Origin of the sequence: Kribbella sp. NPDC005582, assembly GCF_040605415.1 — a bacterium.
Classification (GTDB): domain Bacteria; phylum Actinomycetota; class Actinomycetes; order Propionibacteriales; family Kribbellaceae; genus Kribbella.
The window spans coordinates 406,968-430,354 of sequence record NZ_JBEXCU010000003.1; the positions used below are offsets into that span (position 1 = coordinate 406,968).

General features: G+C 68.4%; 20 protein-coding genes. 9 read left to right on the forward strand and 11 right to left on the reverse strand.

All coding sequences use genetic code 11. From position 1 onward, the window contains the following. Positions 1-65: 65 nt before the first annotated feature. A complete protein-coding gene (locus tag ABZS29_RS19720; protein ID WP_355463693.1) occupies positions 66-653 on the reverse strand; it encodes a TetR/AcrR family transcriptional regulator in 588 nt (195 codons plus the stop codon). Between the two features lie 105 nt (positions 654-758). Between ABZS29_RS19720 and ABZS29_RS19725 the strand changes: the two genes are divergently transcribed. Beyond that, positions 759-1,199: an OsmC family protein gene (locus tag ABZS29_RS19725; RefSeq protein ID WP_355463694.1), complete on the forward strand. Its 441-nt coding sequence runs from the start codon at positions 759-761 to the stop codon at positions 1,197-1,199. 38 nt (positions 1,200-1,237) lie between these two features. Then, the gene (locus ABZS29_RS19730; RefSeq protein WP_355463695.1) at positions 1,238-2,059 is read left to right on the forward strand and encodes an alpha/beta hydrolase; all 822 of its coding nucleotides are present in this window, start codon (positions 1,238-1,240) and stop codon (positions 2,057-2,059) included. A gap of 42 nt (positions 2,060-2,101) precedes the next feature. Here ABZS29_RS19730 and ABZS29_RS19735 read toward each other — a convergent pair whose 3' ends face one another. Further along, positions 2,102-4,357: a tetratricopeptide repeat protein gene (locus ABZS29_RS19735; protein ID WP_355463696.1), complete on the reverse strand. Its 2,256-nt coding sequence runs from the start codon at positions 4,355-4,357 to the stop codon at positions 2,102-2,104. Positions 4,358-4,482: 125 nt separating this feature from the next. Between ABZS29_RS19735 and ABZS29_RS19740 the strand changes: the two genes are divergently transcribed. After that, the gene (locus ABZS29_RS19740; protein WP_355463697.1) at positions 4,483-5,646 is read left to right on the forward strand and encodes a peptidoglycan DD-metalloendopeptidase family protein; all 1,164 of its coding nucleotides are present in this window, start codon (positions 4,483-4,485) and stop codon (positions 5,644-5,646) included. Between the two features lie 38 nt (positions 5,647-5,684). On the opposite strand, the gene ABZS29_RS19745 is transcribed toward ABZS29_RS19740, so the two are convergent. Then, positions 5,685-6,860 carry an acyltransferase gene (locus ABZS29_RS19745; protein WP_355463698.1) on the reverse strand — a complete coding sequence of 392 codons (1,176 nt, stop codon included), beginning with the start codon at positions 6,858-6,860 and terminating at the stop codon, positions 5,685-5,687. Positions 6,861-7,097: 237 nt separating this feature from the next. Between ABZS29_RS19745 and ABZS29_RS19750 the strand changes: the two genes are divergently transcribed. Then, the gene (locus ABZS29_RS19750) at positions 7,098-10,559 is read left to right on the forward strand and encodes a family 43 glycosylhydrolase (RefSeq protein WP_355463699.1); all 3,462 of its coding nucleotides are present in this window, start codon (positions 7,098-7,100) and stop codon (positions 10,557-10,559) included. Positions 10,560-10,674: 115 nt separating this feature from the next. Then, on the forward strand, positions 10,675-11,769 hold the full coding sequence (locus tag ABZS29_RS19755; protein ID WP_355463700.1) for an acyltransferase family protein: 1,095 nt from the start codon (positions 10,675-10,677) through the stop codon (positions 11,767-11,769). Here ABZS29_RS19755 and bla read toward each other — a convergent pair whose 3' ends face one another. The 4 genes from bla to ABZS29_RS19775 form a co-directional block, all read right to left on the reverse strand. Then, the gene (gene bla, locus ABZS29_RS19760; RefSeq protein ID WP_355463701.1) at positions 11,770-12,666 is read right to left on the reverse strand and encodes a class A beta-lactamase; all 897 of its coding nucleotides are present in this window, start codon (positions 12,664-12,666) and stop codon (positions 11,770-11,772) included. It lies immediately after the preceding gene. Positions 12,667-12,679: 13 nt separating this feature from the next. Beyond that, on the reverse strand, positions 12,680-12,859 hold the full coding sequence (locus ABZS29_RS19765) for a hypothetical protein (protein ID WP_355463702.1): 180 nt from the start codon (positions 12,857-12,859) through the stop codon (positions 12,680-12,682). A gap of 42 nt (positions 12,860-12,901) precedes the next feature. Next, positions 12,902-14,104 carry an epoxide hydrolase family protein gene (locus ABZS29_RS19770; protein ID WP_355464407.1) on the reverse strand — a complete coding sequence of 401 codons (1,203 nt, stop codon included), beginning with the start codon at positions 14,102-14,104 and terminating at the stop codon, positions 12,902-12,904. Positions 14,105-14,272: 168 nt separating this feature from the next. After that, positions 14,273-15,235 (reverse strand): helix-turn-helix domain-containing protein, encoded by a 963-nt coding sequence (locus ABZS29_RS19775; RefSeq protein ID WP_355463703.1) that lies wholly within the window; start codon positions 15,233-15,235, stop codon positions 14,273-14,275. A 70-nt stretch (positions 15,236-15,305) separates the two neighbouring features. On the opposite strand from ABZS29_RS19775, the gene ABZS29_RS19780 reads away from it, so the two are divergent. The 4 genes from ABZS29_RS19780 to ABZS29_RS19795 all read left to right on the forward strand — a co-directional run bounded on the left by ABZS29_RS19780 (position 15,306) and on the right by ABZS29_RS19795 (position 20,347). Beyond that, positions 15,306-16,253: an NADP-dependent oxidoreductase gene (locus tag ABZS29_RS19780; protein ID WP_355463704.1), complete on the forward strand. Its 948-nt coding sequence runs from the start codon at positions 15,306-15,308 to the stop codon at positions 16,251-16,253. An 88-nt stretch (positions 16,254-16,341) separates the two neighbouring features. Then, positions 16,342-18,522: a discoidin domain-containing protein gene (locus tag ABZS29_RS19785; protein ID WP_355463705.1), complete on the forward strand. Its 2,181-nt coding sequence runs from the start codon at positions 16,342-16,344 to the stop codon at positions 18,520-18,522. Between the two features lie 48 nt (positions 18,523-18,570). Next, positions 18,571-19,242 carry a response regulator transcription factor gene (locus ABZS29_RS19790; protein ID WP_355463706.1) on the forward strand — a complete coding sequence of 224 codons (672 nt, stop codon included), beginning with the start codon at positions 18,571-18,573 and terminating at the stop codon, positions 19,240-19,242. Then, positions 19,235-20,347 (forward strand): HAMP domain-containing sensor histidine kinase, encoded by a 1,113-nt coding sequence (locus tag ABZS29_RS19795; RefSeq protein WP_355463707.1) that lies wholly within the window; start codon positions 19,235-19,237, stop codon positions 20,345-20,347. The genes ABZS29_RS19790 and ABZS29_RS19795 overlap by 8 nt, the downstream gene beginning before the upstream one ends. Here the strand turns inward: ABZS29_RS19795 and ABZS29_RS19800 are convergent. The 4 genes from ABZS29_RS19800 to ABZS29_RS19815 are packed head-to-tail and all read right to left on the reverse strand — an operon-like array spanning position 20,280 to position 23,306. Then, positions 20,280-20,723: a GNAT family N-acetyltransferase gene (locus ABZS29_RS19800; RefSeq protein ID WP_355463708.1), complete on the reverse strand. Its 444-nt coding sequence runs from the start codon at positions 20,721-20,723 to the stop codon at positions 20,280-20,282. The genes ABZS29_RS19795 and ABZS29_RS19800 overlap by 68 nt on opposite strands. Then, entirely contained in the window at positions 20,720-21,328 is a 609-nt protein-coding gene (vanX, locus tag ABZS29_RS19805; protein WP_355463709.1) for a D-Ala-D-Ala dipeptidase VanX, read from the reverse strand. Before vanX ends, ABZS29_RS19800 begins: the two co-directional genes overlap by 4 nt. Continuing rightward, positions 21,325-22,332 carry a D-alanine--D-alanine ligase family protein gene (locus ABZS29_RS19810; RefSeq protein ID WP_355463710.1) on the reverse strand — a complete coding sequence of 336 codons (1,008 nt, stop codon included), beginning with the start codon at positions 22,330-22,332 and terminating at the stop codon, positions 21,325-21,327. Before ABZS29_RS19810 ends, vanX begins: the two co-directional genes overlap by 4 nt. After that, positions 22,323-23,306: a D-isomer specific 2-hydroxyacid dehydrogenase family protein gene (locus ABZS29_RS19815; protein ID WP_355463711.1), complete on the reverse strand. Its 984-nt coding sequence runs from the start codon at positions 23,304-23,306 to the stop codon at positions 22,323-22,325. Before ABZS29_RS19815 ends, ABZS29_RS19810 begins: the two co-directional genes overlap by 10 nt. Positions 23,307-23,387: the final 81 nt, after the last annotated feature.

Sequence of the window (23,387 nt, forward strand, 5' to 3'; positions counted from 1 at the left end):
AATAAGGTCAACACAGGCACTCACGGTAGTTTTCGTGACGCTGTGTGGCCAGTCTCACCATGCGGTCAGGGCGCCGCGACGACCGCCGTGATGGCCTTGGTCAGGTTGGCCTCGACGGTCGCGGGGTCGTCGAGGTAGCCGGCGACGAGGGCGCCGTCGCGCAGCATCATGATCTGACCGGCCGCGCTGTCGGCGGCCGCTCCCGCGGGGACGCCCAGTCGCTCGGCCAGCGAGCGGAAGAAGTCCCGCCACCACTGCCGCTGCTCGGCGACCAGGCGCCGTACCGGGTGGTTGACATCCGCGTACTCCGCGCCGGCGTTGATGAACGGGCAGCCGCGGAAGCCGGGCTGGCAGCTCGAGTTCGCCAGTACGCCGACCACGCCGCGCAGGGCGTCCTGGGGATCAGCAGCGTCACCAGCGGCCGTGATCGCGGTGCGCTCCCAGTCGGCCTTGCCCTGGAGGTAGGCCAGCACCAGGTCGTCCTTGGTGGGGAAGTGCCGGTAGAACGTCGCCTTCGTCGTCCCGACGCCGGCGATGATCCGGTCCGCGCTGATCGCCCGGATGCCCTCCGCGTAGAAGAGCTCGCTGGCGCAGTCGATCAGCCGCTCGCGCACCGGGCGCGCGCGGTCGGCGGTCTGGGTGTCGTTCGTCATCACGCTCACTATCCCACGTCCTCGGTCGAGATCTGGGTGGTTGACACTTGCAAGAGTAACTAGTTAGTCTACCTGACATCAGCCCCTGGACCTGAGGAGATCGAGATGCCCACACGCACCGCACGCACCGCTTGGAACGGCACCCTGCAGGAGGGTTCCGGGCAGGTCGAGCTGACCAGCTCGAAGATCGGCACCTACGAGGTCTCGTTCCCCAAGCGCGCGGCCGAGGACGCCGACGGGACGACCAGCCCGGAAGAGCTGATCGCCGCGGCCCACTCGTCCTGCTACGCGATGCAGTTCTCGGCGCTGATCGGCGAGGCCGGCGGCGTACCGCAGGCGCTCGACGTGAAGGCCGACGTCACGCTCGGCCCGGACCCGGCCGGCGGGTTCAAGCTGACCGGCATCACGCTCACCGTTCGCGGTGAGGTCGACGGTATCGACGCCGACACCTTCGCGAAGCTGGCCGCGGAGGCCAAGGCCGGCTGCCCGATCAGCAAGGCCCTCGCCGGTGTCGAGATCACCCTCGACGCCGCCCTCGAGCAGTAGACCCCCACCACTCCAAAACTCTGAAAGGTGTTGCCGAGATGTCCGTGAAGTCCACCATCACCCGCGCACTGACCGCCGGTGCCGCGCTCGCCGTCACCGCGGCGACCCTGCTGATCCCGTCGTCCTCGGCGACCGCGACGCAGGAGAGTGTGTCCAAGGGTCCGAAGCCGACCATCGTGCTGGTGCACGGCGCCTTCGCGGACGCCTCCAGCTGGAACGGCGAGATCGCCGAGCTCGAGCGTCGCGGTTACCCGGTGATCGCACCGGCGAACCCGCTGCGCGGTGTCGCCTCCGACGCGAGTTCGATCCGGTCGCTGGTCCGCAGCGTGCACGGTCCGGTCGTCCTCGTCGGCCACTCGTACGGCGGTCAGGTGATCACCAACGCGGCTCGCAACGAGCCGAACGTGAAGGCGCTGGTCTACATCGCGGCCTTCCTGCCGGCCAAGGGGGAGAGCGCGTTCGAGCTGTCGAACAAGTTCCCGGGCAGCACGCTCGGCCCGACACTGCAGCCGGTCCCGCTGGCCGACGGCAACGTGGACCTGTACGTGAAGCAGGACCTGTTCTGGAAGCAGTTCGCGGCCGATGTCCCGCGGTCGCAGGCGAGACTGATGGCCGCGACCCAGCGTCCGATCACCGAGGCCGCGCTGAAGGAGGCCTCGGGTGACCCGGCCTGGGCGAAGATCCCGTCGTGGTCGCTGATCCCGACCGCCGACAAGAACATCCCGGCCGAGGCTCAGCGCTTCATGGCGAAGCGGGCCAACGCCCACACGGTCGAGGTCAAGGGCGCCTCGCACGCGGTCCTGGTCTCGCAGCCGCACAAGGTCACGCAGCTGATCATCGCGGCGGCGAACGGCCGCTGACCTTCGGAGCAGCCGGGCGGTCCCACCGGGGCCGCCCGGCGCTCAGGCCGTTCTGGACCGGGCGTCGGCCAGCGCCGCGGTCGCCGCGGCCAGCCGTTGCCATTCCCCAACTTCTTCGAGTCCTCGGATCGCCGTCCGGTACGCCGCTGCCGCCTCACGAAGGCGGCCGAGACCGGCCAGGGCGCGCCCCAGTTCGTAGTGGGTGACCGCCGTACCCCATTGGTCGTCGTGGGCCTCGAACACCGCGAGCGCGCGCTGTGCTCGCAGCAGCGCTTCTTCGTAGTTGCCCTGATGGTTGCGCAAGGCACTGAATCGGTACTCCGCCATCGCGACCCCGCGCTCGTCGCCGAGACCGGAACGCATCTTCAAGGCGAGCTTCAAGCAGGCAGCGGCCTCGGTGTGCCGGCCGAGTTGCTGCAATGTGTGCGACCGACGGCCGACCGCGGCCGCTTCGCCGAACTTGTCTCCGAGGACCCGGCACTGTTCGGCGTGGCCGGCATGCCTGGCTTCGGCTTCGGCGTACTGACCGAGTCCTTCGTAGGCGAGTCCCATCCGGCCGAAGAGCTCGGCCTCCTCGGCCGCGAGTCCGGCAGCGCGGGCATCGGCCAGGCCGAGCTCGCACGATGCCAGCGCCGCGCGGTACCGGTGCTGACCGAGCTGGCCGAGGCTGAGCATGCTGTAGGCGAAGGCGCGTGCGGCCAGGTCACCCGAGCGCTCCGCGACCACACGCGCGTGATCGGCCACCTCGATCATGTCGGACCACCGGCAGCGCAGGTCGTAGTACCACGGGATCAGTTGCGTGAGCTCGCCCAGCAACGCGTCGTACTCGCCATCGGTTCGCTCGCGCGTTCGCCGTACGGCGCCGAGAAGCGTGCCGGCTTCGGCGTCGAGCCAGGCAACCGCCGCCGACCGGCCGCCGGGATAGTCCGCGGGCTCGGGGGAGAGGGCTGCCGCGGCTCGGCGGGCCTGCTCGAAAACCCAGCACAGCAAGGAGTTCTCGGCCTTGTCGCGCTCTGCGTCTTCTTGGAGCAGCTCGCAGGCGTACAGCTGGAGCAGGTCGTGCATGCGGTAGCGACCGGGGGTCGCCGCGAGCCCGATCAGGCTGGCTCCGGCCAAGACTTCCAGGGCTGCCTCAGCCGGTTCGCCGAGCAGCGCACTGGCAGCCTGTACGTCGAAGTCGGCGCCCGGCGTGAGTGCCAGCCGCCGGAACAACCGGCCGGCAACCGGCGGAATCTCGCGGTAGGACAAGGCGAACGCACTGCGTACGGCCAAGTCGCCCGCGGTGAGTCGGCCGAGCCGGTTCTGCTCGTCTCTGAGCAGCTCGGCGAGATGGGCGATCGACCAGTCCGGCCAGGAGGCGAGCCGATTGCCCGCGATCCGCACCGCGAGCGGGAGGCGACCGCACGCGGCGACCACCTCTGCCACGGACTCCGGCTCCGCCTCGGCACGCTGCGCGCCGACGATGTCGGTGAGCAGGGCCTGGGCGTCGTCCACGGTCAACACGCCCAGCCCGACGCGTCGCGCACCAGCCAATCCAGTCAGCCGCTTCCGGCTGGTCACGACGACGAGCACCGGACCAGGTCCGGGCAACAACGCCCGCACTTGTGCCTCGTCGCGCGCGTTGTCCAGCACGAGCACGCAGCGCCGCCCGGTCATCCGTGATCGGAACATCGCCGCCGCTTCGTCCACCTCCGTCGGCAACTGCGCATCCGGTACGCCGAGCGCTCGCAACAGCCGGCGCAGTACGGCGTCGGGTTCGGCAGCTCCGAGTTCGACGAAGAACTGTGCATCCCGCAGACCGAGCCGGAACGCCTGCTGTGCGGCACGCACCGCCAGGGTGGTCTTGCCGGCACCAGGCTGTCCGGTGACCACGACCGTGACCGGCCCTTGCCCGGCAAGACAATCGGCAGCCGCCGCGAGGACGGTCGCCAGTTCTGCGCTGCGCCCCTGGAAGTCGGCGGGCGCGGCCGGCAGCTCGGCGATGGTGACGGCGGGCGCTTCGTGGTTGGCGGACGTGCTGGCGGCGGCGGACGGCTCGGCGGCGTCGGACCTACGGGTGGCGCGTTCGGCGAGGGCCGCCGCGCGGAGTGCGCTCAGCTCGCCGTCGGTGATCTGCAGCTGCTCCTCGTACCGCTCGATCAGATCGGCCGGCGCCAGCCGCTTGCCTTTCTCGTAGTCGGACAGCCCGCCATGACCTTGCATGCCGAGCCGCGCGGCCAACTGTCGCAACGACAGCCCGCGAGCCAAGCGGTAACGCAGCATGGCAGCGCCCAGCGCTGCCAGAGCAGACCTGTCCATAGCCTCACCTCGCCCCCCAGTGGACAGTCTCTGGACGCCGATCAGTGCACAAGATAACCGACGCTGCGTAGTCGGCGGATAGCTTTTCGCCACCGATCCTGTTCCGTCCCATCAGGAGGACCGTTATGACGTTCAACTCGAAAGTGCGCTGGGGTGCCGTGCTGACGGCCGGCGCTCTCGCCATCCCGGCGGCTGCTGCCCAGGCCGCGCCGGCGCAGCCCAACCTGCAGCAGGCCGTGACCGCGAAGGTCGGCGCCGCCAAGACCAGCAAGGCCCGGTCCGACGTGCAGGTCAACGTGACCCGCGGCGCCGGAACCGGCACGGTCTTCGGTACCACGGTCGCCCTCGTCCCGCGCGGCCAGGACACCCATCCCGAGGGCTGGCTGTTCGCGGCCCGGCTGGTCGACGGCAAGTGGCAGGTCGGCCTGGAAGGCGAGGCCGCGTTCACCGAGCTCACTGCCGCGTCGCCCGTCATTTCGGCCAAGGAGAAGCAGCTCTTCGGTCAGCAGTCGTTCGCGCCGCAGGTGGCCGGCGGCGACTTCCGGACCGGCATGCGGCTCCCGTTCGCTGTGGGTGCTTCGTGGAGCATGCCTGGCGGTGCCCACGGCTGGGCCGGCACGGATACGCCGTACAGCTCGGTGGATCTGTCCGGTGGCAACGGTCAGGTGCTCGCCGCGCGCGGCGGGACGGCGTACACGATGTGTGGCAACGGAAAGGGCTGGATCCGCGTCATCCACGATCGCGGTTACTCGACCGACTACTACCACCTGTCCGGCAACATCGCGGCCAACGGCCTCGCGGTCAGTGAGGGCACGTTCCTCGGCAACATCGGCACCGACGTCTCGTGCGGTGGTTCCGCCAGCGGCCCGCACGTGCACTTCGCCCTGCGCCAGAACAGCGCGTACGTCGCCATCGCCGGACACAACGTCGGCGGCTGGGTCTTCCAGCAGTCGTCGGCGTACAACGGGACCGCACTGCACGGCAGCACGGTGCGCAGTCCTGGAGAGCAGCTCTACAACTACGGAGCGCTCGGCTTCACGCAGGGCATCATCGACGCGTTCGGTGGCGGCACGGTCAACAAGCGCACCGGACCGGGCACCAACTACGCACTCGCGGGAAGCGTGGCCGACGGTACGACGGTCAACATCTCCTGCTCCAAGAACGGCACCTCGCACAGCGGGCGCTGGGGGACCACCAGCCTCTGGAACCGGCTGAGCGATGGCACCTGGGTCAGTGACGCCTTCATGTGGACCGGACTTGCTACTCCGGTCAACGGCACCTGTCCCTGACCTGAGGTGGCCGGGGGTGCCCCCAGCGCCCCCGGCTGTCAGGCCAGTTTGTTGCTGATGAACCGCTTGCCGACGGCAATCATCGGCTTCTCGACCCACAGGAAGCACAGGTGCGCCATCAGGATCGACATCAGCGACACCGCGACGAACGGCACCGGGCTCTTGTTCAGGTTCGCGCCGAACAGCAGATAGATCCCCAGCACAGCCTCGTGCGCAAGCAACTGCACGAGATAGATCGAGTACGAACGCTCACCGAGAAAGACGAACGGCCGCGTCGACAGCAGCCGCTGCGGGAACGCGTTGGCGAGCAGCGCCGGCAACAGCAGGAACCCGACCAGCAACACGTACGGCGGGGGCACCGCGATGAAGCCGGGGACGTTACCGGCCAGGTGGTGCTTCTCGATGAACGCGCCCCACAGGTGCACGGTTCCGTGGATCGCCACGAACGCGGCGGCCGCCGTACAGGCGACCCAGGGGCGGGTCAGCGGCTTGAACAGGTTGTAGGTCTTGGGGTTGTGCATCAGGATCGCGACCAGGCAGCCGACCAGGATCGAGAAGTAGTGCGCGGTCCAGCCGCGCGGGTCGCCGCCCATCGACAGCGGCACCATGACCAGCATGATCGCCATCAGCGCCAGCGTCAGGCCGATCCGGCCGCCGAACTTCGCGCGGCGCTGGACGAGGATCGCGGAGAACGCGAGCAGCGGCCAGAACAGGTAGAACTTCTGCTCGATGCCGAGCGACCAGGACTGCCCGTACGCCCCGCCGTGGCCGAACTCGTTGAAGAAGACCAGGTAGAGCGGCAGCTCGGAGCCCGGCGGGCTCTTGGTCACGGTGCCGTGGAAGAACTGCACGACCAGCGTGACGCCGAGCAGCACGAAGTAGACCGGCAGAATGCGGAAGATCCGGCGCGCATAGAAGCGCTTGAACGAGATCTGCCCGGAGCGCTCCTCCTCGCGCAACATCAGCGTGGTGATCAGGTAGCCGGAGATCACGAAGAAGATCTGGACGCCGATCCAGCCCTGGACCCAGTCCGGGCCCTGGTTGTGGAACACCACCACCATCAGCGCGGCGATCGCGCGCAGGCCGTCGAGGGCCGGGAACCGCTTCAGCGCCAGATACTCCGAGTGGCTCAGCGGCTGCCGCGAGGCGCCGGTGCGTGCCTCGGTGGCGTCGAGCTCGCTGGTGGCGACATCGGCGGTCGGCGTGGAAGACATCCTGGTGGGGCTCCTCTGCGTCGCCCGTGGCGGTCGGGCAAGGCGGCGTCAGAGTGCGGGCGCACTCACGGGTCCTGAGTAGGACTCCGGCACCGGGCAAAAGGTTCGAGTCCAGTGGTCATCATAACCAAACCAGGCGGTCACCGACCGTGAGCCCTTGACGGAACAGCGATCGCTCGGCCAAGGTTCGTCGCACTGTTAACGTGAACATCCGGTGAGGTCGAGATGCCGTTCAGCATGCGTTCGTCCCTGGCAGCAGCCACCGCAGTGCTCGTCTTCGCAGGCGGTCAGGCCCTGCCCCCGGCCGCCGCAGCCCCACCCGCTGCCCCATCCGCCGTTGGTCCACCGGCTGCGCCCGCGGCGGAGCCGGGCGACCAGGCGGTGGCGGACAGCGCAGCCGCCGCCCTCGCGGTGGTGCACGCGGATGACGTGCGCGGCAACCTGACGCTGCCGTCCACCGGCGAGCAGGGTGCCACCGTGACCTGGACCTCATCGGCGCCCGAGGTCGTCAGCGCCGACGGCATCGTGCACCGGCCGGCTGCGGGCGCTGGTGACGCCCGCGTCACGCTCACCGCCACGGCTCGAGCCGGTACGGCGACCGCCACGCGGGAGATCGCTCTCACGGTTCGCGAGCTGGCGGCGGCCGCGCCGTACACGGGGTATGCGTTCAGCTACTTCACCGGCAACTCGATCGCCGGCGAGAAGATCTACTTCGCCGCGAGCCGAGGCAACACCGCGCTCAAGTGGGACGAGGTCAACAACGGTCAGCCGGTGCTCGAGTCCACCAAGGGCACGCTCGGGCTGCGCGACCCGTTCCTGATCCGTTCGCCTGAAGGCGACCGGTTCTTCCTGATCGCCACCGACCTGTCGATCGGCCGCAACGGCGACTGGGACGCGGCGCAGCGCCAGGGGAGTCGCTACCTGGAGGTGTGGGAGTCGACAGACCTCGTCACCTGGTCGGAGCAGCGGCACGTGCTGGTCTCGCCGGAGACGGCCGGCAACACCTGGGCGCCGGAGGCCTACTGGGACACCGAGCTCCAGTCGTACGTCGTCTTCTGGGCGTCGAAGCTTTACGCCGCGGACGACCCCGAGCACAAGGGATCGACGTACAACCGGATGCTCTACGCGACGACGCGGGACTTCCGGACGTTCAGCCAGCCGGCGATCTGGCAGGACCGGGGTGAGTCGCGCATCGACTCGACGGTGATCAGAGAGAGCAACACGTACTACCGGTTCACCAAGGACGAGGGCGGTGGTGGCACCGGCTGCTCCGACATCATCCAGGAGAAGTCCGCCTCGCTGACCGCGGTCGATCTGCCCGGGAAGCCCGCCTGGGCGATGCAGGACTCGTGCATCGGCCGCGACGCCGGGACGTCGGCGGTCGAGGGGCCGACGGTGTTCAAGGCCAATCCTGGCGACACCTCGGGATCGAAGTACTACCTGTTCGTCGACGAGTACGGCGGCCGCGGCTACATCCCGCTCGGAACGAACGACCTCGAGGCGCCGAACTGGAAGGTGCCGGGACAGTACTCCCTGCCGGCCAGCCCGCGACACGGCACCGTGCTGCCGGTGACGCAGGCCGAGCTCGATCGGCTCCGCAGCGGGATCGTGCTGCCGGACCCGGTCAAGGCCGATCCGAACGGATTGGTCGCGCACTACCCGCTCAACCAGACCAGCGGTACGACGGCGACCGACGCGACCGGTCACGGCTACAACGGCGTGGTCTCCGGTGACACGAGCTGGGCCGACGGAGCGCTGACCCTGGGCGGCACCAACGGTCACGTGAAGCTGCCCGACAACCTGATGGCGGGGCTCGACGCGATCACGGTCTCGGCCGAGGTCCGGATCGACCCCGGGCAGGCGACGCCGTACTTCATCTGGGGGCTCGGTAACACCTCAGGTGGGATCGGCAACGGCTACTTGTTCACGACCGGTGATGCCTACCGTACGTCGATTGCCACCGGCAACTGGTCGACCGAACAGACCGCGACAGCGGGGTCCGCCGTACCGCGTGGGGTCTGGAAGACGTTGACCTACACGCTGACGCCCGACGGCATCGCGACCATCTATCTGGACGGCGTCCAGGTCGGGCGGAAGACCGGGGTCACGATCGCTCCGGGCGACATCGGCGGCGGCCGGACGACCGCGAACTACATCGGGCGCTCGCAGTACACCTCCGACAAGTACCTCAAGGGCACGGTGCGGGACTTCCGGATCTACAACCGCGCTCTGTCGGCCGCCGAGGTCACCGACGCGGACGCTGATCCGCGGGCGATCCTCGGAGTCCAGCTGGCGAGTCTGAAGGTCCCGGCGATCGTCGACGCCGCCTCGTCGACCGTCACGCTGCCGGTTGCCCCCGGCACCGATCTGCGGCGGCTGGCGCCGGTCTTCACGCTGGTCTCCACGTCGCGCATCTCGCCGACCGGGACCGTCGATCTGTCCACACCGAAGACCTTCACGGTGACGGCCAAGGACGGGACCACGCGGGCCTGGACGGTCAAGACCGTGGTGATGCGTTCGCCGGTGCTGCCCGGGTACAACGCTGATCCGAACATCGTGCGGTTCGGCGACACCTACTACTTGTATGTGACCACCGACGGCGTACCGGGGTGGGGCGGGAAGGACTTCTACGTCTGGAAGTCGAAGAACCTGGTGGACTGGACGCGCTCGGCGAAGCCGTTCCTGACGCTGGACGGTGCGAACGGCAACGTCCCGTGGGCGACCGGGAACGCGTGGGCGCCGACGATCATCGAGCGCGACGGCAAGTACTACTTCTATTTCTCCGGCCACAACCCGACGTACAACCGCAAGACGATCGGTGTCGCGGTGGCCGACAGCCCGGAGGGGCCGTTCACCGCGCAGCCGACGGCGATGATCCTCAACAACGAGGCTGTCACGTCGGGGCAGGCGATCGACCCGGCCGCGTTCCAGGACCCGGTGACCGGGCGGTACTACCTGTTCTGGGGCAACGGCGCTCCGGTGTACGCCGAGCTGAGCGACGACATGCTCGCGGTGAAGCCGGGGACGCTGAAGCCGATCGGCGGTCTGACCGGGTTCCGGGAAGGGGCCTTCGTCAACTATCGCCAGGGGATGTACCACCTGACCTACTCGATCGACGACACCGGATCGCCCGACTATCGCGTGGGCTACGCGACCTCGACGAGTGTCGACGGGCCGTGGACCTACCGCGGTGTCATCCTGCAGAAGGACCCGGCGCAGGGCATCCTCGGAACCGGGCATCACTCGATCGTCCAGATCCCGGGCACCGACGACTGGTACATCGCCTATCACCGCCTCGGGATGCCCGGCGGCGACGGCACTCACCGCGAGACGACGATCGACCGGCTCACCTTCGCCGCCGATGGAACGATCGCTCGGGTCGTTCCGACGCTGACCAGTATCAAGCCCGTCGTACCGCTGGCTCCGGCGCCGAGGCCCCTGCATCCGCCGATGATCGTGGGCAGGGCGGCGGTCGATCATGTCCTGATCGCGGTCCCTGGACTCTGGAACCAGCCCGGGGTGCGCCTCGAGTACCAGTGGGTGCGCGACGGTGAGTGGGTGCCGGGGGCAACGAGCCGGTTCTACCGCCTCACCTCGGCCGACGCCGGTCGGCAGCTGACCGTCCGAGTCACCGCCTCCCGGCCCGGCGTCGCGCCCGCGACCGCCATCTCCGGCATGACGCCGGTGATCCGCAGCTGAACTCAGCACCGCACCTGGGGTGTACGCCGCAGGGGCCGTCTCAGACCAAGGTATGACGCCGTCTCCCGTCCAAGGACTGATGGCGTCAGGCTTTGGCTTGCCTAGGTTTTCTTACGTGCAAGAAACTGGAGTGGCGAACGGAACGCCGGCGCTCAGCCGGGTCGCGTGGGCAGACGTTGCCAAGGGCGTCTGTATCTTGCTGGTCGTTCTGTGGCACGTGCTGATGAAGCACTACCTCCAGATCCACTGGCACATCGGCGGCCAGGTGAAAGGTGCCTGGGGCACCTTCGGTGAACAGCTCCTGCCCCTGCGGATGCCCTTGTTCTTCGCGGTCTCCGGCTTCTTCGCCGTCCGCGCCGTCCAGCGCACCTGGCCCGAAGTGCTCCGCACCAAGGTCGCCAAGTTCTACTACCTCTACGCCCTCTGGCTCGTCATCCACACGGTGATCCTGGCCTTCGTCCCGGACTTCGGCACCGAGAGCGCCGACGGTCCGCTCAAGTTCGTGGCCCAGCTGTTCATCACCCCGTCGAACCTCTGGTACCTCTACGCCCTCGCCCTGTACTTCGTCATCGCCCGAGCCACCCGCCGCGTACCGCCCTGGCTGGTCCTCGCCGCGGCTTTCGCCTTGTCCGCAACAGCTTCCGCCGGCCTCATCCCGATCCCCGGCGACCGCGCAGGCGTCTACCAGAACCTCGTCTTCTTCCTGGCCGGCCTCTACGGCAAGACCATCATCGAGAAGCTCGCGGCCCAGGCAACCTGGCTCCGCCTCGCCCTCATCGCCGTCCCGTACGCCGTCCTGCTCGCCGTAGTAGCCGTCTTCGACGCCAAGACCTGGTTCGGCCTCTGGCCCCTGGTCAGCGGCGTAGCCATCCTCCTCGGCGTCACCGCCGCCGGCCTGGTCACCCGCTTCGACCGCCTCACCACCGCCCTGGCCAGCATCGGCCGCCGTACCTTGCCGATCTACGTCATGCACATGCCCCTGCTGGCCCTACTCCACGCCGCCCTCCTCAAACCTCTCTCCGCCGCCGGCGCCACCACCCAACTCATCACCCAACTCGTCGAGCCGATAGTCCTGACCGCGCTCCTGGCGTGGCTCTGCCTGTTCCTCTACCGCTACTTGCCGAAGGCCCTCTTCGACCTTCCCTTCGGCCTCGCGGCCAGCCGCGGCGCCGCGCCGACCCATCGGCGGACCCCGGTAGCCTCGCGCTGATCAGCCGAGGGCATTGATCGCCGCGGTGGTGGCGGCGGCGATGATGAGGGTGTCGTCGGTGGGGGCATCCTTGATGCCCTTGGTGGACATGACGGCGAGCATGATGGGAGCGCGGTTCGGCGGCCAGAGGACGGCTACGTCGTTGCGACCGCCGTAGCCGGCGGTGCCGGTCTTGTCGCCGACCTTCCAGGTCTTGGGGACGCCGGCGCGGATGGTTTTGTCGCCGGTGGTGTTCGTGAGCAGCCAGTTGTTGAGGATGGTTTGCCGGGCCGGTGGGAGGGCGCGGCCGAGGGTGAACTTCTGAAGGCTGGTGGCGAGTTGCCGTGGGGTGGTGGTGTCGCGCTTGTCGCCGGGCGTGGCCTCGTTGAGGGTCGGCTCGTTGCGGTTGACGTTGGAGATGCCGTCGCCGAGTTTGCGGAGTGCGAGCTGCAGGCCGGCCGGGCCGCCGAGCTCGACGAGGACGAGGTTCGCGGCGGTGTTGTCGCTGTAACGGATGGCGGCGTCGCAGAGTTCGCGGAGCGTCATGCCGGTGTCGATGTGCTTCTCGGTGATCGGCGAGTAGGTGACGAGGTCGGCCGCGGTGTAGCGGATGAGCTTGTCGAGGTCCTTGGTCTGCCGCAGCAGTACGCCGCACGCCAGCGACTTGAACGTCGAAGCGAACGCGAACCGCTCGTTCGCCCGGTAGCTGACCGTACGGCGGCTGCCGGTGTCCAGCGCGAAGACGCCGAGGCGAGCGGCGTACTGCTTCTCCAGCTCCTGGAACCGGGCCGCCGCCTCGGGGCGAGTCGTCACCGAGACGGCGGTTGGTCCCGGTGTCGCGGTAGCTGCGGCTCCGGAGGAGCAGGCGGAGCTGATCAGGAGAGCAGCGGAGACACCGGCCAGCAGAAGTCGTCGCATGCCCCCAGGTTAATCAGTCGAAGTCGAAGATCGAGTTGCGGTCGTAGAAGTGCAGCACGTACCGGCAGTTGTCGCAGATGAGCAGCGTCATCCGGTGCGAGGTCAGTCCCCATGCGGAGTCCTGGCGAGACTCCTCCTGCGTGAAGCTCGGGCAGCTGCACAGCGGACACACGAGTGAAGGTTGGTTCGTCATGCCACCTACGACGTACCGGCTGCTCGATCGGTTGCCTTCGGGTCAGCGGAGGTAGCGGAAGGCGGCGCGCACCTCGTCGGTGAACAGGGCCGGCTCTTCCCAGGCCGCGAAGTGACCGCCGCGGGTGGGCTTGTTGTAGTAGTTGAGGGTCGGATAGGTCTTCTCGACCCAGCTCCGCGGAGCCTGCATGATCTCGCCGGGGAACGCGCTGAACCCCACCGGTACGCCGACCGGTGGCGGGACCTGGCCGCCGGCGCGGGCCCGGGCGCTCTCCCAGTAGACCCGGGCGGCCGACGCGCCGGTTCCGGTCAGCCAGTAGAGGGTGACGTTGTCGAGGATGTGATCCCGGGTGAGGTTGCCCGCGGGCAGGTTGTGCACGAAGGCCTGGGAGATCTTGTAGTAGCTGTCGGTGTCGTGGTCGAGCATCCAGGCGGCGAGCGCGACCGGTGAGTCGAGGAGCGCGTAGCCGATCGTCTGCGGCCGGGTGGTCTGCTCGATCCGGTAACCGTTGCCGGTGGCATTGAACTCGGCGACGGCCGCGGCGGCGGCGCGCTCCTCGTCGGTGCCGGTCGGCCAGCCGACGCCGTTCAGGGCTGCGCCGAGCAGGTTCACGTGGATGCCGAGCAGACCGGCCGGCGCCTGGCGACCGAGGTTGTCGGTCACGGCGGAGCCGACGTCACCACCTTGAGCGACGTACTGCGAGTAGCCGAGCCGGCGCATCAGCTCGGCCCAGGCCTTCGCGGTGTGGCCGGGGTCCCAGCCGATCTCGGTCGGCTGGCTCGAGAACCCGTATCCCGGGATCGACGGCAGGATGAGGTGGAACGCGTCCGCGGCGCGGCCGCCGTGCGCGGTCGGGTTGGTCAGCGGGCCGATCGTCTCCAGCAACTCCACGAACGAGCCCGGCCAGCCGTGCGTCATGATCAGCGGCAGGGCGTTGCGGTGCGGCGAACGCACGTGGATGAAGTGGATGTCGACCCCGTCGATCTCCGTGGTGAACTGCGGCAGCTTGTTGACCTTGGCCTCGAACCGCCGCCAGTCGTACTTGCTCACCCAGTACTTCGCCAGCGCCTGCGTCGTCGCCAGCTGCACACCCTGGGTCCGGTCGCCGACGAGCTCGGCCGTCGGCCAGTTCACGGCCGCGACCCGGTGCCGCAGGTCCATCAGCTTCTGCTGCGGAACCGACACTCGGAAGGGATGGATGCCAGCGCTGTCAGTTGGTGCCGCACTGGCTACCCCGGAGCCCACTGCCGTCAGACCGACCCCGGCCACCAGGCCGCCCTGCAGTACCGCCCGTCGCGAAGGCCCGTTTCCGTCCGTGAAGCGCATCCGTCTACCCCAATCCACACGATTCCTGGTGTCACCACCCATCCTCGTCGGAGCGCCCACCCCGTCGCCCCAGTGACAATCCCTGGTCTAGCTCCTGAAGGTCCGGCGGTAGGCGGTGGGGGAGACGCCGGTGCTCTCGCGGAGCTGTTGCCGCAGATTGGTGCCGGTCCCGAGACCGGTCCGCGCGGCGATCTGGTCGACGGTGAGATCCGTGTCCTCCAGCAGTTGACGCGCGTAATCGAGTCGCTGCATGGCCAACCAGGTACCAGGGCTCACCCCGGTCTCGGCGCGGAACCGGCGCGTGAACGTCCGCACGCTCATCCGCGCGTGCTCGGCCAGTTCGACGAGACTCAGCGGCCGGCCGAGCTGCTCAGCGGCCCAGGCGCGGGTGGCCGCCGTACCGCCGTCGACGCCTGGTGGGATCGGGCGACGCACGTACTGCGCCTGACCGCCGTCACGCCGCGGCGGTACGACGCACGCCCGGGCGACCGAGCTGGCGACGGCGCTTCCATGGTCGCGGCGGATTACGTGCAGGCAGAGATCGATGCCGGCGGCAACACCGGCCGAGGTCAGGATGTCGCCGTCGTCGATGAACAGCACCACCGGATCCACCCGCACGGCGGGGAACAGCTCCTGCAACTGCGCGGCCTCGCCCCAGTGCGTGGCGGCAGGCCGGCCATCGAGCAAACCGGCGGCAGCCAGAACGAAGGCGCCGGTGCAGATCGCCACCAGTCGGGTGCCCGGCCGGATCTCCTTGAGCGCCCGCAGTACGGCGTCCTCGAGCAGGCCGTGGGAATCCACGATCTCCTGCAGCATGTGCGACGGCGGAATCACGACGGTGTCGGCAGTCGCCAGCGCCGACGCGTCGTACCGCACGGCGACTGAGTAGTCGTCCGAAGTCTGCACCGGAGCGCCGTCCACCGAGCAGGTGATCACGTCGTACAGCGGCTCGTCGTTCGCGAAGGCGCCACCGAAGATCCGGGCCGGGATCGCGAGCTCGAACGGCACGACGCCGGGCAGAGCCAGGACCGCGACACGATGAACAGGCATGGCCGGATTATTTCACATGATGTCCATCCGGCCAGTAGTCGCGCCGCCGACCAGCCGAAAGACTTGGCTCATGACCAAGCAGACGATGTACGCCGCAGTCGCCAAGGGCCCCGGCGGTCCCGAGGTGCTGCAGTTCCAGGAAGTGCCGCGACCGGCCCCCGGGCGGACCGAGATCCGCGTCCGCGTGCATGCGGCCGGCGTCAACCCGGCGGACTGGAAGACCAGGGCGGAAGGGCGCGGCCTGACCTTCCCGCTGGTCCTCGGCTGGGATGTGGCCGGCGTGGTCGAGGCGGTCGGCGCCGGCGTGACCTGGCTACGGGTAGGTGACGAGGTCCTGGGGATGCCGAAGTTCCCCGTCCTGCCCGGCGCCTACGCCGAGTATGTCGTTGCCCCGTCGCGGCAGTTCGTCCGCAAGCCGAAGGCGTTGAGCTTCGAACAGGCAGCGGGGCTGCCGCTGGCCGCGCTGACCGCTTGGCAAGGCTTGGTCGAGACCGGCGGCCTGCGGTCCGGGCAGCGCGTTCTGGTGCACGCCGCCGCGGGTGGCGTCGGCCATCTCGCCGTCCAGATCGCGAAGAGTTTCGGTGCCTACGTCATCGGTACGGCGAGCGCTCCGAAGCACGAGTTCGTTCGTTCGCTCGGTGCCGACGAGGTGATCGACTATCGCACCGACGACTTCGTCGAGGTCCTGCGCGACCAGCCGGTCGATGTCGTGTTCGACCCGATTGCCGGAGACACCGGTCTGCGCTCGCTGCAGGTGCTCAAGGATGGCGGTAGCTTCGTCTCGATCCTCTCCGTTGCCCCGGAGGCTGCCCTTGAGGCGGAGCGCCGCGGCATCAAGGCCGAATTCACCCTCGTCGAGCCCGACCGCCTCGGTCTGACCGCGATCACCGACCTCGTCGAGCAGGGCAAGCTGCGCGTCGAGCTCGACTCGGTCTTCCCGCTCGCCGATGCGGCCGACGCCCACCGCCGCGGCGAGACCAACCAGGCGACAGGCAAGATCGTCCTGCGCATCCTGTAGAGAATTTGCAGGAATGCGTTGAGCTATTGCGTTGAGTTGGGGCCTTCCTTAAGGTGTGCGCACCCCCGCCCCGAGGAAGGCCCCGCCCATGCCACACCCGATACATGCACGCCTGTACCTCGCTCGATGGGCCGCGCTCGCGGTCGTCGCCACCGGACTGACGGTTCCCGCGGCGCACGCCGTACCGGCCGCGATTCAAGCCGTCGGTGCGACGCTGCCGTTCACGATCCTGGAGGCCGAGAACGCGGCCACCAACGGCAGCAAGATCGGCCCGAGCTACGCCCAGGGCACGCTGGCCGCTGAAGCTTCCAACCGTCAGGCCGTCACCCTGAACAACGGCCAGTACGTCGAGTTCACCGCGCCCGCGACGACCAACGCGATCAACGTGGCCTACTCGATTCCGGACGGCCGAACCGGAACCCTGGCGGTCTACGTCAACGGGCAGAAGCTGTCACAGTCGTTGGCCGTCACCGCGAAGTACAGCTACGTGGACACCGGCTGGATCGCCGGGTCGCGGACGCACAAGCTCTACGACCATGCCCGGCTGCAGCTCGGTCAGACCGTCAACGCCGGCGCGAAGATCAAGCTGCAGGTCGACGGTGAGAACACCGCCGGCCCGTACACGATCGACGACGTCGAGTTCGAGAATGTCGCCGGTCCGGCCGGCCAGCCTGGTGGCTCGATCTCGATCACCGATCGCGGCGCTGATCCGAACGGGAACAACGACTCGACCGGCGCGATCCAAAGTGCGATCGACAGTGCCCGCGGTACTGGTGGAACCGTGTGGATCCCGGCCGGCCGGTTCCGGGTCGGCGGCACGATCAACCCCGACGGCGTGACGATCCGCGGTGCCGGGCGCTGGCACTCGACGTTGCTCAGCCAGCACCTGATCGACCGCCCGAACGGCGGCGGCAATGTCAAGCTGTACGACTTCGCCGTGATCGGCGAGGTGACCGAGCGGAACGACCAGTCGCCGGACAACTTCGTCAACGGCAGCCTCGGCCCGAACTCGGTCGTCTCCGGGCTCTGGCTGCAGCACCTGAAGTGCGGACTGTGGCTGACCGGCAACAACGACAACCTGGTGGTCGAGAACAACCGGTTCTACGACATGACCGCCGACGGCCTGAACCTCAACGGTACGGCGTACAACGTGCAGGTGCGGAACAACTTCCTCCGCAATCAGGGCGACGACGCGCTGGCGATGTGGTCGCTGCACGCGGCGAACCGGAACAGCACCTTCGCCAACAACACGATCGTCCAGCCGAACCTGGCCAACGGCATCGCGATCTACGGCGGCACCGACCTGACCGTGCGGGACAACCTGATCGCCGACACCAATGCACTCGGCGGTGGGATCGCGATCTCGAACCAGAACTTCGCGTCGCCGTTCTTCCCGCTGGCCGGGACGATCACGGTCTCCGGCAACACGCTGATCCGGACCGGCGCGATGAACCCGAACTGGGGTCAGAACCACCCGCACGGCGCGATCCGCGTGGATGCGTACGACAACCCGATCAACGCACAAGTGCGGTTGCTGAACAACCGGCTGGTGGCGAGCCCGTGGTCGGCGTACCAGTTCGTCGACGGTGGTGGCGCCGGGCGTGCGGTGCAGAACGTCACCGTCGACGGCGGCACCATCGAAGGCGCCGGAACCTTCGCCTTCCAGGCCGAGACAACAGGGTCGGCGACGGTCAGCAATGTCGTTGCCAGCGGCATCGGCCGGGCCGGGGTCTACAACTGCGCCTATCCCAGTGGGTCGTTCGGGCTCAACCGCGGCTCCGGGAACAGTGGCGGGGACTCGACCTGGAGCGGTTGCAACTGGGTCGAGCCAGGCACCGGTACGCCGGCACCCGGCGGCAATCTCGCGGCCGGTAAGCCGGTCACGGCGAGCAGCGTCAACCAGAACTACGTCGCGAGCAACGCGGTCGACGGCAACGCCGGCAGCTACTGGGAAAGCGTCAACAACAGCTGGCCGCAGTCGCTGACCGTCGACCTCGGGAGCAACCAGACCGTCAAGCGCCTGGTGCTCAAGCTTCCGTCGAACTGGGGGACGCGCTCGCAGACGATCGAGGTGCTCGGTAGTACGACCAACACGTCGTACACGCAGCTTGCCGGCGCCGCCGGCCGCACCTTCGACCCGGGCTCGGGCAACGCGGCGACGATCACGTTGCCGACCGCCGTCACCACCCGCTGGGTGCGGCTGACCTTCACCGCCAACACCGGCTGGCCCGCCGCGCAGCTGTCCGAGTACGAGGTGTACGCCTCCTGAGGCCTGGAGGATACGTTCGCGATACCCCTCGCCTCGTAGCATCGAGGCATGCGGGTGCTGATCGTGGAGGACGAGCCGGAGATGGCCGAGGCGATTCGGGACGGGCTGCGGTTGGAGGCAATCGCAGCCGATATCGCCGGAGACGGTCACACGGCCCTCGAGCTGCTGAGTCTGCACACCTACGACATCGCCGTCCTGGACCGGGACATCCCGGGCCCGTCCGGGGACGAGGTCGCCGCCAGCATCGTTGCCTCCGGCAGCGGAATGCCTATCTTGATGCTGACGGCGGCTGACCGGCTGCACGACAAGGCGTCCGGGTTCGAGCTCGGCGCCGACGACTACCTGACCAAGCCGTTCCACCTGCAGGAGCTGGTGCTCCGCCTGCGCGCGCTGGACCGCAGGCGGGTGCACAACCGGCCGCCGGTCTGGGAGATCGCCGGGCTGCGGCTCGATCCGTTCCGCCGCGAGGTCTACCGCGACGGCCGGTACGTCGCCCTGACGCGGAAGCAGTTCGCCGTCCTGGAGGTGCTGATGGCGGCCGAAGGCGGTGTGATCAGCGCCGAGGAGCTGCTGGCCCGGGCCTGGGACCAGAACGCGGACCCGTTCACCAACGCCGTCCGGATCACGGTGTCGACGCTGCGCAAGCGCCTCGGTGAGCCGTGGCTGATCGCCACGGTTCCAGGCGTCGGCTACCGGATCGGCGCCGACGATGATGACTAGACCTCCTGGCCTGAGCATCCGGCTGAAACTCACCCTCAGCTACGCAGGCTTGGTGATGGTGGCCGGCACGATCCTGCTGGGTGCCGTCGCGTTGTCACTGAAGCTCACGCGGGCCGATGGCTTGGTGATCACGGTCAAGTACGGGTACTACGAGGGGTTGCTCAGGCGCTTCGTCCCCGCCGCTGCGGTCGCCTTGGTGTTGCTGCTGATCGTCGGTCTGGTCGGCGGCTGGTTCCTGGCCGGGCGGATGCTCGCGCCGGTATCGCTGATCACGAACGCGACCCGGCTCGCTGCGACCGGGTCGTTGTCGCATCGGATCCGGATGCCCGGCCGCAACGACGAGTTCCGCGAACTGGCCGACAGCTTCGACTCGATGCTCGACCAGCTCGAAGCGCATGTCGCCGAGCAACGCCGGTTCGCCGCGAACGCCTCGCACGAACTGCGCACGCCGCTGGCGATCACGCAGACCCTGCTCGACGTGGCACGCAAGGATCCGGACCGCCCCACCGACGAGCTCGTCGACCGCCTGCACGCGGTGAACAGCCGCGCGATCGACCTGACCGAAGCGCTGTTGCTGCTCAGCCGGACCGAGCACGGCTCGTTCACCAGCGAGGATGTCGATCTGTCCTTGGTGGCGGAAGAGGCGGCTGAGGCGCTGCTGGTCCACGCCGAGGACCGTGACGTCCTGCTGGAGACCTCCGGCGAGGTCGCGGTCACGACCGGCTCCCGCGCTCTGCTGCTGCAGCTGACGACGAACCTTGTGCACAACGCGATCGTTCACAACGTCCCCGAGGGCGGCGTCGTCCAGGTCGAGACCGCCGTCTGGCCGGAGACCGTCGTACTGACGGTCGAGAACACCGGCCCGGAAGTCACCCCGGAGCTGCTCGCGACCCTCACCGAACCGTTCCAGCGCGGTGCCGAACGCATCCGCAGCGACCACGGCGGTGTCGGCCTGGGCCTCGCCATCGTCAAGCGGATCGTCCAGGTCCACCACGGCACCCTCAACCTCCGGGCGCGCCCCGACGGCGGCCTCCGCGTCACCGTCGAACTACCTCGCGCCGAAACCATGACGATCGGCCGGTCTGAACGATGTACCCACGGCTGACGTAGAACGCATGCGCCTCCGTACGCCGGTCCGCGCTGCTCAGCTCGATCCGCACACAACCGCGCTCGACGGCGAACCCCTCGGCGACCGTCAGCAGCCGGCCGCCGATCCCTTGACCACGAACTTCCTCCGAGACCACCAGCGCGACGATCCGCGCCCAGCTCCCCGGCCGCTCGAAGTACGGGCCGACGTGCACGGCGACAACCCCGAGAAGGTTGCCGCCGGCATCAGCCACGGCCGCCGTACTGGACGGATCGGCCTGCCAGGAACGGATCCGCGCGACGGTGGATCCGGTGTCCTGGTCGGGATAGCCCAGCTGCTCGAACAGGACGTTGATCGCCGCCGCGTCGGCGGGCTCAGCGGTCCGGACGATCATGCGATCGGGAAGTCGAAGTAGCTGTCGGGATAGGGCTCGTTCTTGAGGGTGTAGTGCCACCATTCGTAGTCGTAGCGCTGGAAGCCGGCGGCTTCCATGATGGTGCCGAGGTGGTGCCGGTTGCGGGCCTCGACGGGGGAGATGCCCTGGGCGCCGTGGTGCGAGATCGAGTCCATCAGATCGTGGTCACCGCCCATCTGAGCGAGGTCTCCGGTGTCGAGGTGGTAGAGCGTGAGGTCGACGGTGCTGCCGCGGCTGTGGCCGGATCTGGGCGAGACATAGCCCTGGACGAACATCTCGGTGCGGCCGATGTTCGGGTAGTGCCTCGACTTGGTGCGGCCGTCCTCGGGCTCGTTCGCCCAGCGCAGGAAGCGATTCACGGCGGTCTGCGGGCGGTAGCCGTCCCAGATCAGCAGGCCGAAGCCGAGCTCGGCCGCCACGTCACGACCCTTCGCGAGAGCCGACGCCAGCGCCTTGGTGCCGACGATCCGGTTGGCGTAGTAGCCGTCGACCGGACGGCCGGTGAAGTTGTCCCAGGTCGCGTACTTGGCGTCCCAGCGGATCCCGGAGACGAACTCGTCCAGGTAGACGAAGTCGGCCTTCATCGTTCCTCCAGTGCCAGCGCGACCGCCTTGTCGACCACGTCGCCCAGGGACAGCCCGGCCGCTGCCATCATCCGCGGATACCGGCTGTACGACGTCAGCCCCGGCAGCGTGTTGACCTCGTTCAGCACCACCGTTCCGTCCGCCGTCAGGAACAGGTCCACCCGCGCCAGCCCGCGGCAACCGAGTGCGCGGTAGATCGCCATCGCGGTCTCCCGCACGAGTTTCCGTGCGTCGTCGGGAATCTGCGCCGGAACCACCGGCGTCGAATTCTCGGAGCCGTCCTCCGGCGAGTCCTCCTGATGAATGCGGAAGAACCCGTGCGTCAGCGAGATGTGGTCGAGCTCGCCCACCACGAGATCCCCGTCGTTGCCCAGGATCGAGCAGCCGATCTCGTTGCCCACGACACCTTCCTCGATCAGGACCTTGGCGTCGTACTGGCGGGCGGTGGCCAGTGCGGCCGGCAGCTCGTCGGGGCTGCTGACCTTGCTGACACCGAACGACGAGCCCGAGCGCGCCGGCTTCACGAAGACCGGATACGGGAGCTGCTCGGGTAGTTCGGCCTCGAACCAGAAGATCGGCGTGGCGATCCCGGCGCTGCGCGCGACCGTGTAGGCGAGCGACTTGTCCATGCACACCACCGAACTCTGGATGTCGCAGCCGACGTACGGGAGGCCGGAGAGCTCGAGCAGGCCCTGGATCGAGCCGTCCTCGCCGGTCTTGCCGTGCAGGACCGGCAGAACGACGTCCAGGCTGATCGTCTCGTGACTGTCCAGCACCAGCAGGCCGGGGGTTCTGCGGTCGGGGGAGAGCACCGCCGGCCGGCCTCCGTCGAAGGTCGGGCCGTCGCACAGGCGCCACGCGCCGGCCTGCGTGATCCCGATCCAGACCGGCTCGTACTTCGCCGGGTCGAGGTGCTTCGCGACCTCCTGCGCCGACTTGATCGACACCGGGTGCTCCTCGCCGGCGCCGCCGAACAAGATGCCCAGCTTCAGTTTCAGATCCATTCGCGTTTCCTGCTCTCGAACTTCAGACAGTTGATGATGGAGTTCTCGACCGTGTCGCTCAGCGCGTGGTCGGTGTAGTACGCCGTGTGCGGACTGACGATCGCGTTCGGCAACTTCTGCAGCCGGAGCAGGAGATGGCTCTCGAGCGGCTGGTCGCGGTGGTCCGCGTAGAAGATGCCTTCTTCGCCTTCGAGTACGTCGAGGGCCGCGCCACCGAGCCGGCCGCTCTCCAAGGACTCGATGAGTGCCTCGGTGTCGAGCAGCGCACCGCGTCCGGTGTTGATCACGAACGCGCCGTCCTTCAACTGGCCGATCCGCTGCCGGTCCAGGAGGTGGTGTGTCTGCGCGGTGAGCGGGGTGTGCAGCGTGACGATGTCGCTGATCCGCAACAGTTCGTCGAGCGGGACATAGTCGGCCGACGTCATCGCGCAGATGTCATAGGCAACGACAGGGCAGCCGAATCCGCGCAGGCGATCCAGCACCGCCGTACCGATCCGGCCGGTGCCGATCACGCCGACGCGCAGATCGCGCAGCTCGCGGCCGCGCGGGCCGATCGAGCGGTAGTCGTGCAGGTCGACCCGCTTGAGCATCGCCTTCGCGTTGCGGATCGCCATCAGCATCAGCATCACCGTGTAGTCGGCGACACTGTCGGGGGAGTAGGCAACGTTCTGTACGGCGATGCCGAGACTGTCGGCGTAGTCCACGTCGAGGTGGTTGTAGCCGATGCTGCGGGTGGAGATGTAGCCGACGCCGGCGCGGCTGAGCGCCAGCAGGGTCTGGTTGCTGATCCGGGCCTTGTGCCCGACGCTGATGCACCGGTTGCCGGCCACCAGATCGATCGTGGCCTCGGTGACGGCCGCCGGCGTGATCGTCGGCAGCACGCCGAAGCGGGCCGCCAGTTCGCGGAACAGGACGGCCTCGTCCGGTTCGCAGCTGTAGACCGTGATGCCCGGTCCTGGTTCGCGATACGTCATGCCGCAAGTCAAGCCAGCTTGGCGTTGCAGCTCCGTATCTGCCTTTTCATATGCTCACGAAACCTGAGTCCGGGCCGGACC

What these genes read in the sequence shown, in the direction of transcription:
- ABZS29_RS19780 (WP_355463704.1), top strand. Translation starts at nt 15,306, where the DNA reads ATGACCAAGCAGACGATGTACGCCGCAGTCGCCAAGGGCCCCGGCGGT.
- ABZS29_RS19720 (WP_355463693.1), bottom strand. Translation starts at nt 653, where the DNA reads ATGACGAACGACACCCAGACCGCCGACCGCGCGCGCCCGGTGCGCGAG.
- ABZS29_RS19785 (WP_355463705.1), top strand. Translation starts at nt 16,342, where the DNA reads ATGCCACACCCGATACATGCACGCCTGTACCTCGCTCGATGGGCCGCG.
- bla (WP_355463701.1), bottom strand. Translation starts at nt 12,666, where the DNA reads ATGCGACGACTTCTGCTGGCCGGTGTCTCCGCTGCTCTCCTGATCAGC.
- ABZS29_RS19775 (WP_355463703.1), bottom strand. Translation starts at nt 15,235, where the DNA reads ATGCCTGTTCATCGTGTCGCGGTCCTGGCTCTGCCCGGCGTCGTGCCG.
- ABZS29_RS19790 (WP_355463706.1), top strand. Translation starts at nt 18,571, where the DNA reads ATGCGGGTGCTGATCGTGGAGGACGAGCCGGAGATGGCCGAGGCGATT.
- ABZS29_RS19735 (WP_355463696.1), bottom strand. Translation starts at nt 4,357, where the DNA reads ATGGACAGGTCTGCTCTGGCAGCGCTGGGCGCTGCCATGCTGCGTTAC.
- vanX (WP_355463709.1), bottom strand. Translation starts at nt 21,328, where the DNA reads ATGAAGGCCGACTTCGTCTACCTGGACGAGTTCGTCTCCGGGATCCGC.
- ABZS29_RS19745 (WP_355463698.1), bottom strand. Translation starts at nt 6,860, where the DNA reads ATGTCTTCCACGCCGACCGCCGATGTCGCCACCAGCGAGCTCGACGCC.
- ABZS29_RS19740 (WP_355463697.1), top strand. Translation starts at nt 4,483, where the DNA reads ATGACGTTCAACTCGAAAGTGCGCTGGGGTGCCGTGCTGACGGCCGGC.
- ABZS29_RS19750 (WP_355463699.1), top strand. Translation starts at nt 7,098, where the DNA reads ATGCGTTCGTCCCTGGCAGCAGCCACCGCAGTGCTCGTCTTCGCAGGC.
- ABZS29_RS19810 (WP_355463710.1), bottom strand. Translation starts at nt 22,332, where the DNA reads ATGGATCTGAAACTGAAGCTGGGCATCTTGTTCGGCGGCGCCGGCGAG.
- ABZS29_RS19800 (WP_355463708.1), bottom strand. Translation starts at nt 20,723, where the DNA reads ATGATCGTCCGGACCGCTGAGCCCGCCGACGCGGCGGCGATCAACGTC.
- ABZS29_RS19765 (WP_355463702.1), bottom strand. Translation starts at nt 12,859, where the DNA reads ATGACGAACCAACCTTCACTCGTGTGTCCGCTGTGCAGCTGCCCGAGC.
- ABZS29_RS19815 (WP_355463711.1), bottom strand. Translation starts at nt 23,306, where the DNA reads ATGACGTATCGCGAACCAGGACCGGGCATCACGGTCTACAGCTGCGAA.
- ABZS29_RS19725 (WP_355463694.1), top strand. Translation starts at nt 759, where the DNA reads ATGCCCACACGCACCGCACGCACCGCTTGGAACGGCACCCTGCAGGAG.
- ABZS29_RS19730 (WP_355463695.1), top strand. Translation starts at nt 1,238, where the DNA reads ATGTCCGTGAAGTCCACCATCACCCGCGCACTGACCGCCGGTGCCGCG.
- ABZS29_RS19795 (WP_355463707.1), top strand. Translation starts at nt 19,235, where the DNA reads ATGACTAGACCTCCTGGCCTGAGCATCCGGCTGAAACTCACCCTCAGC.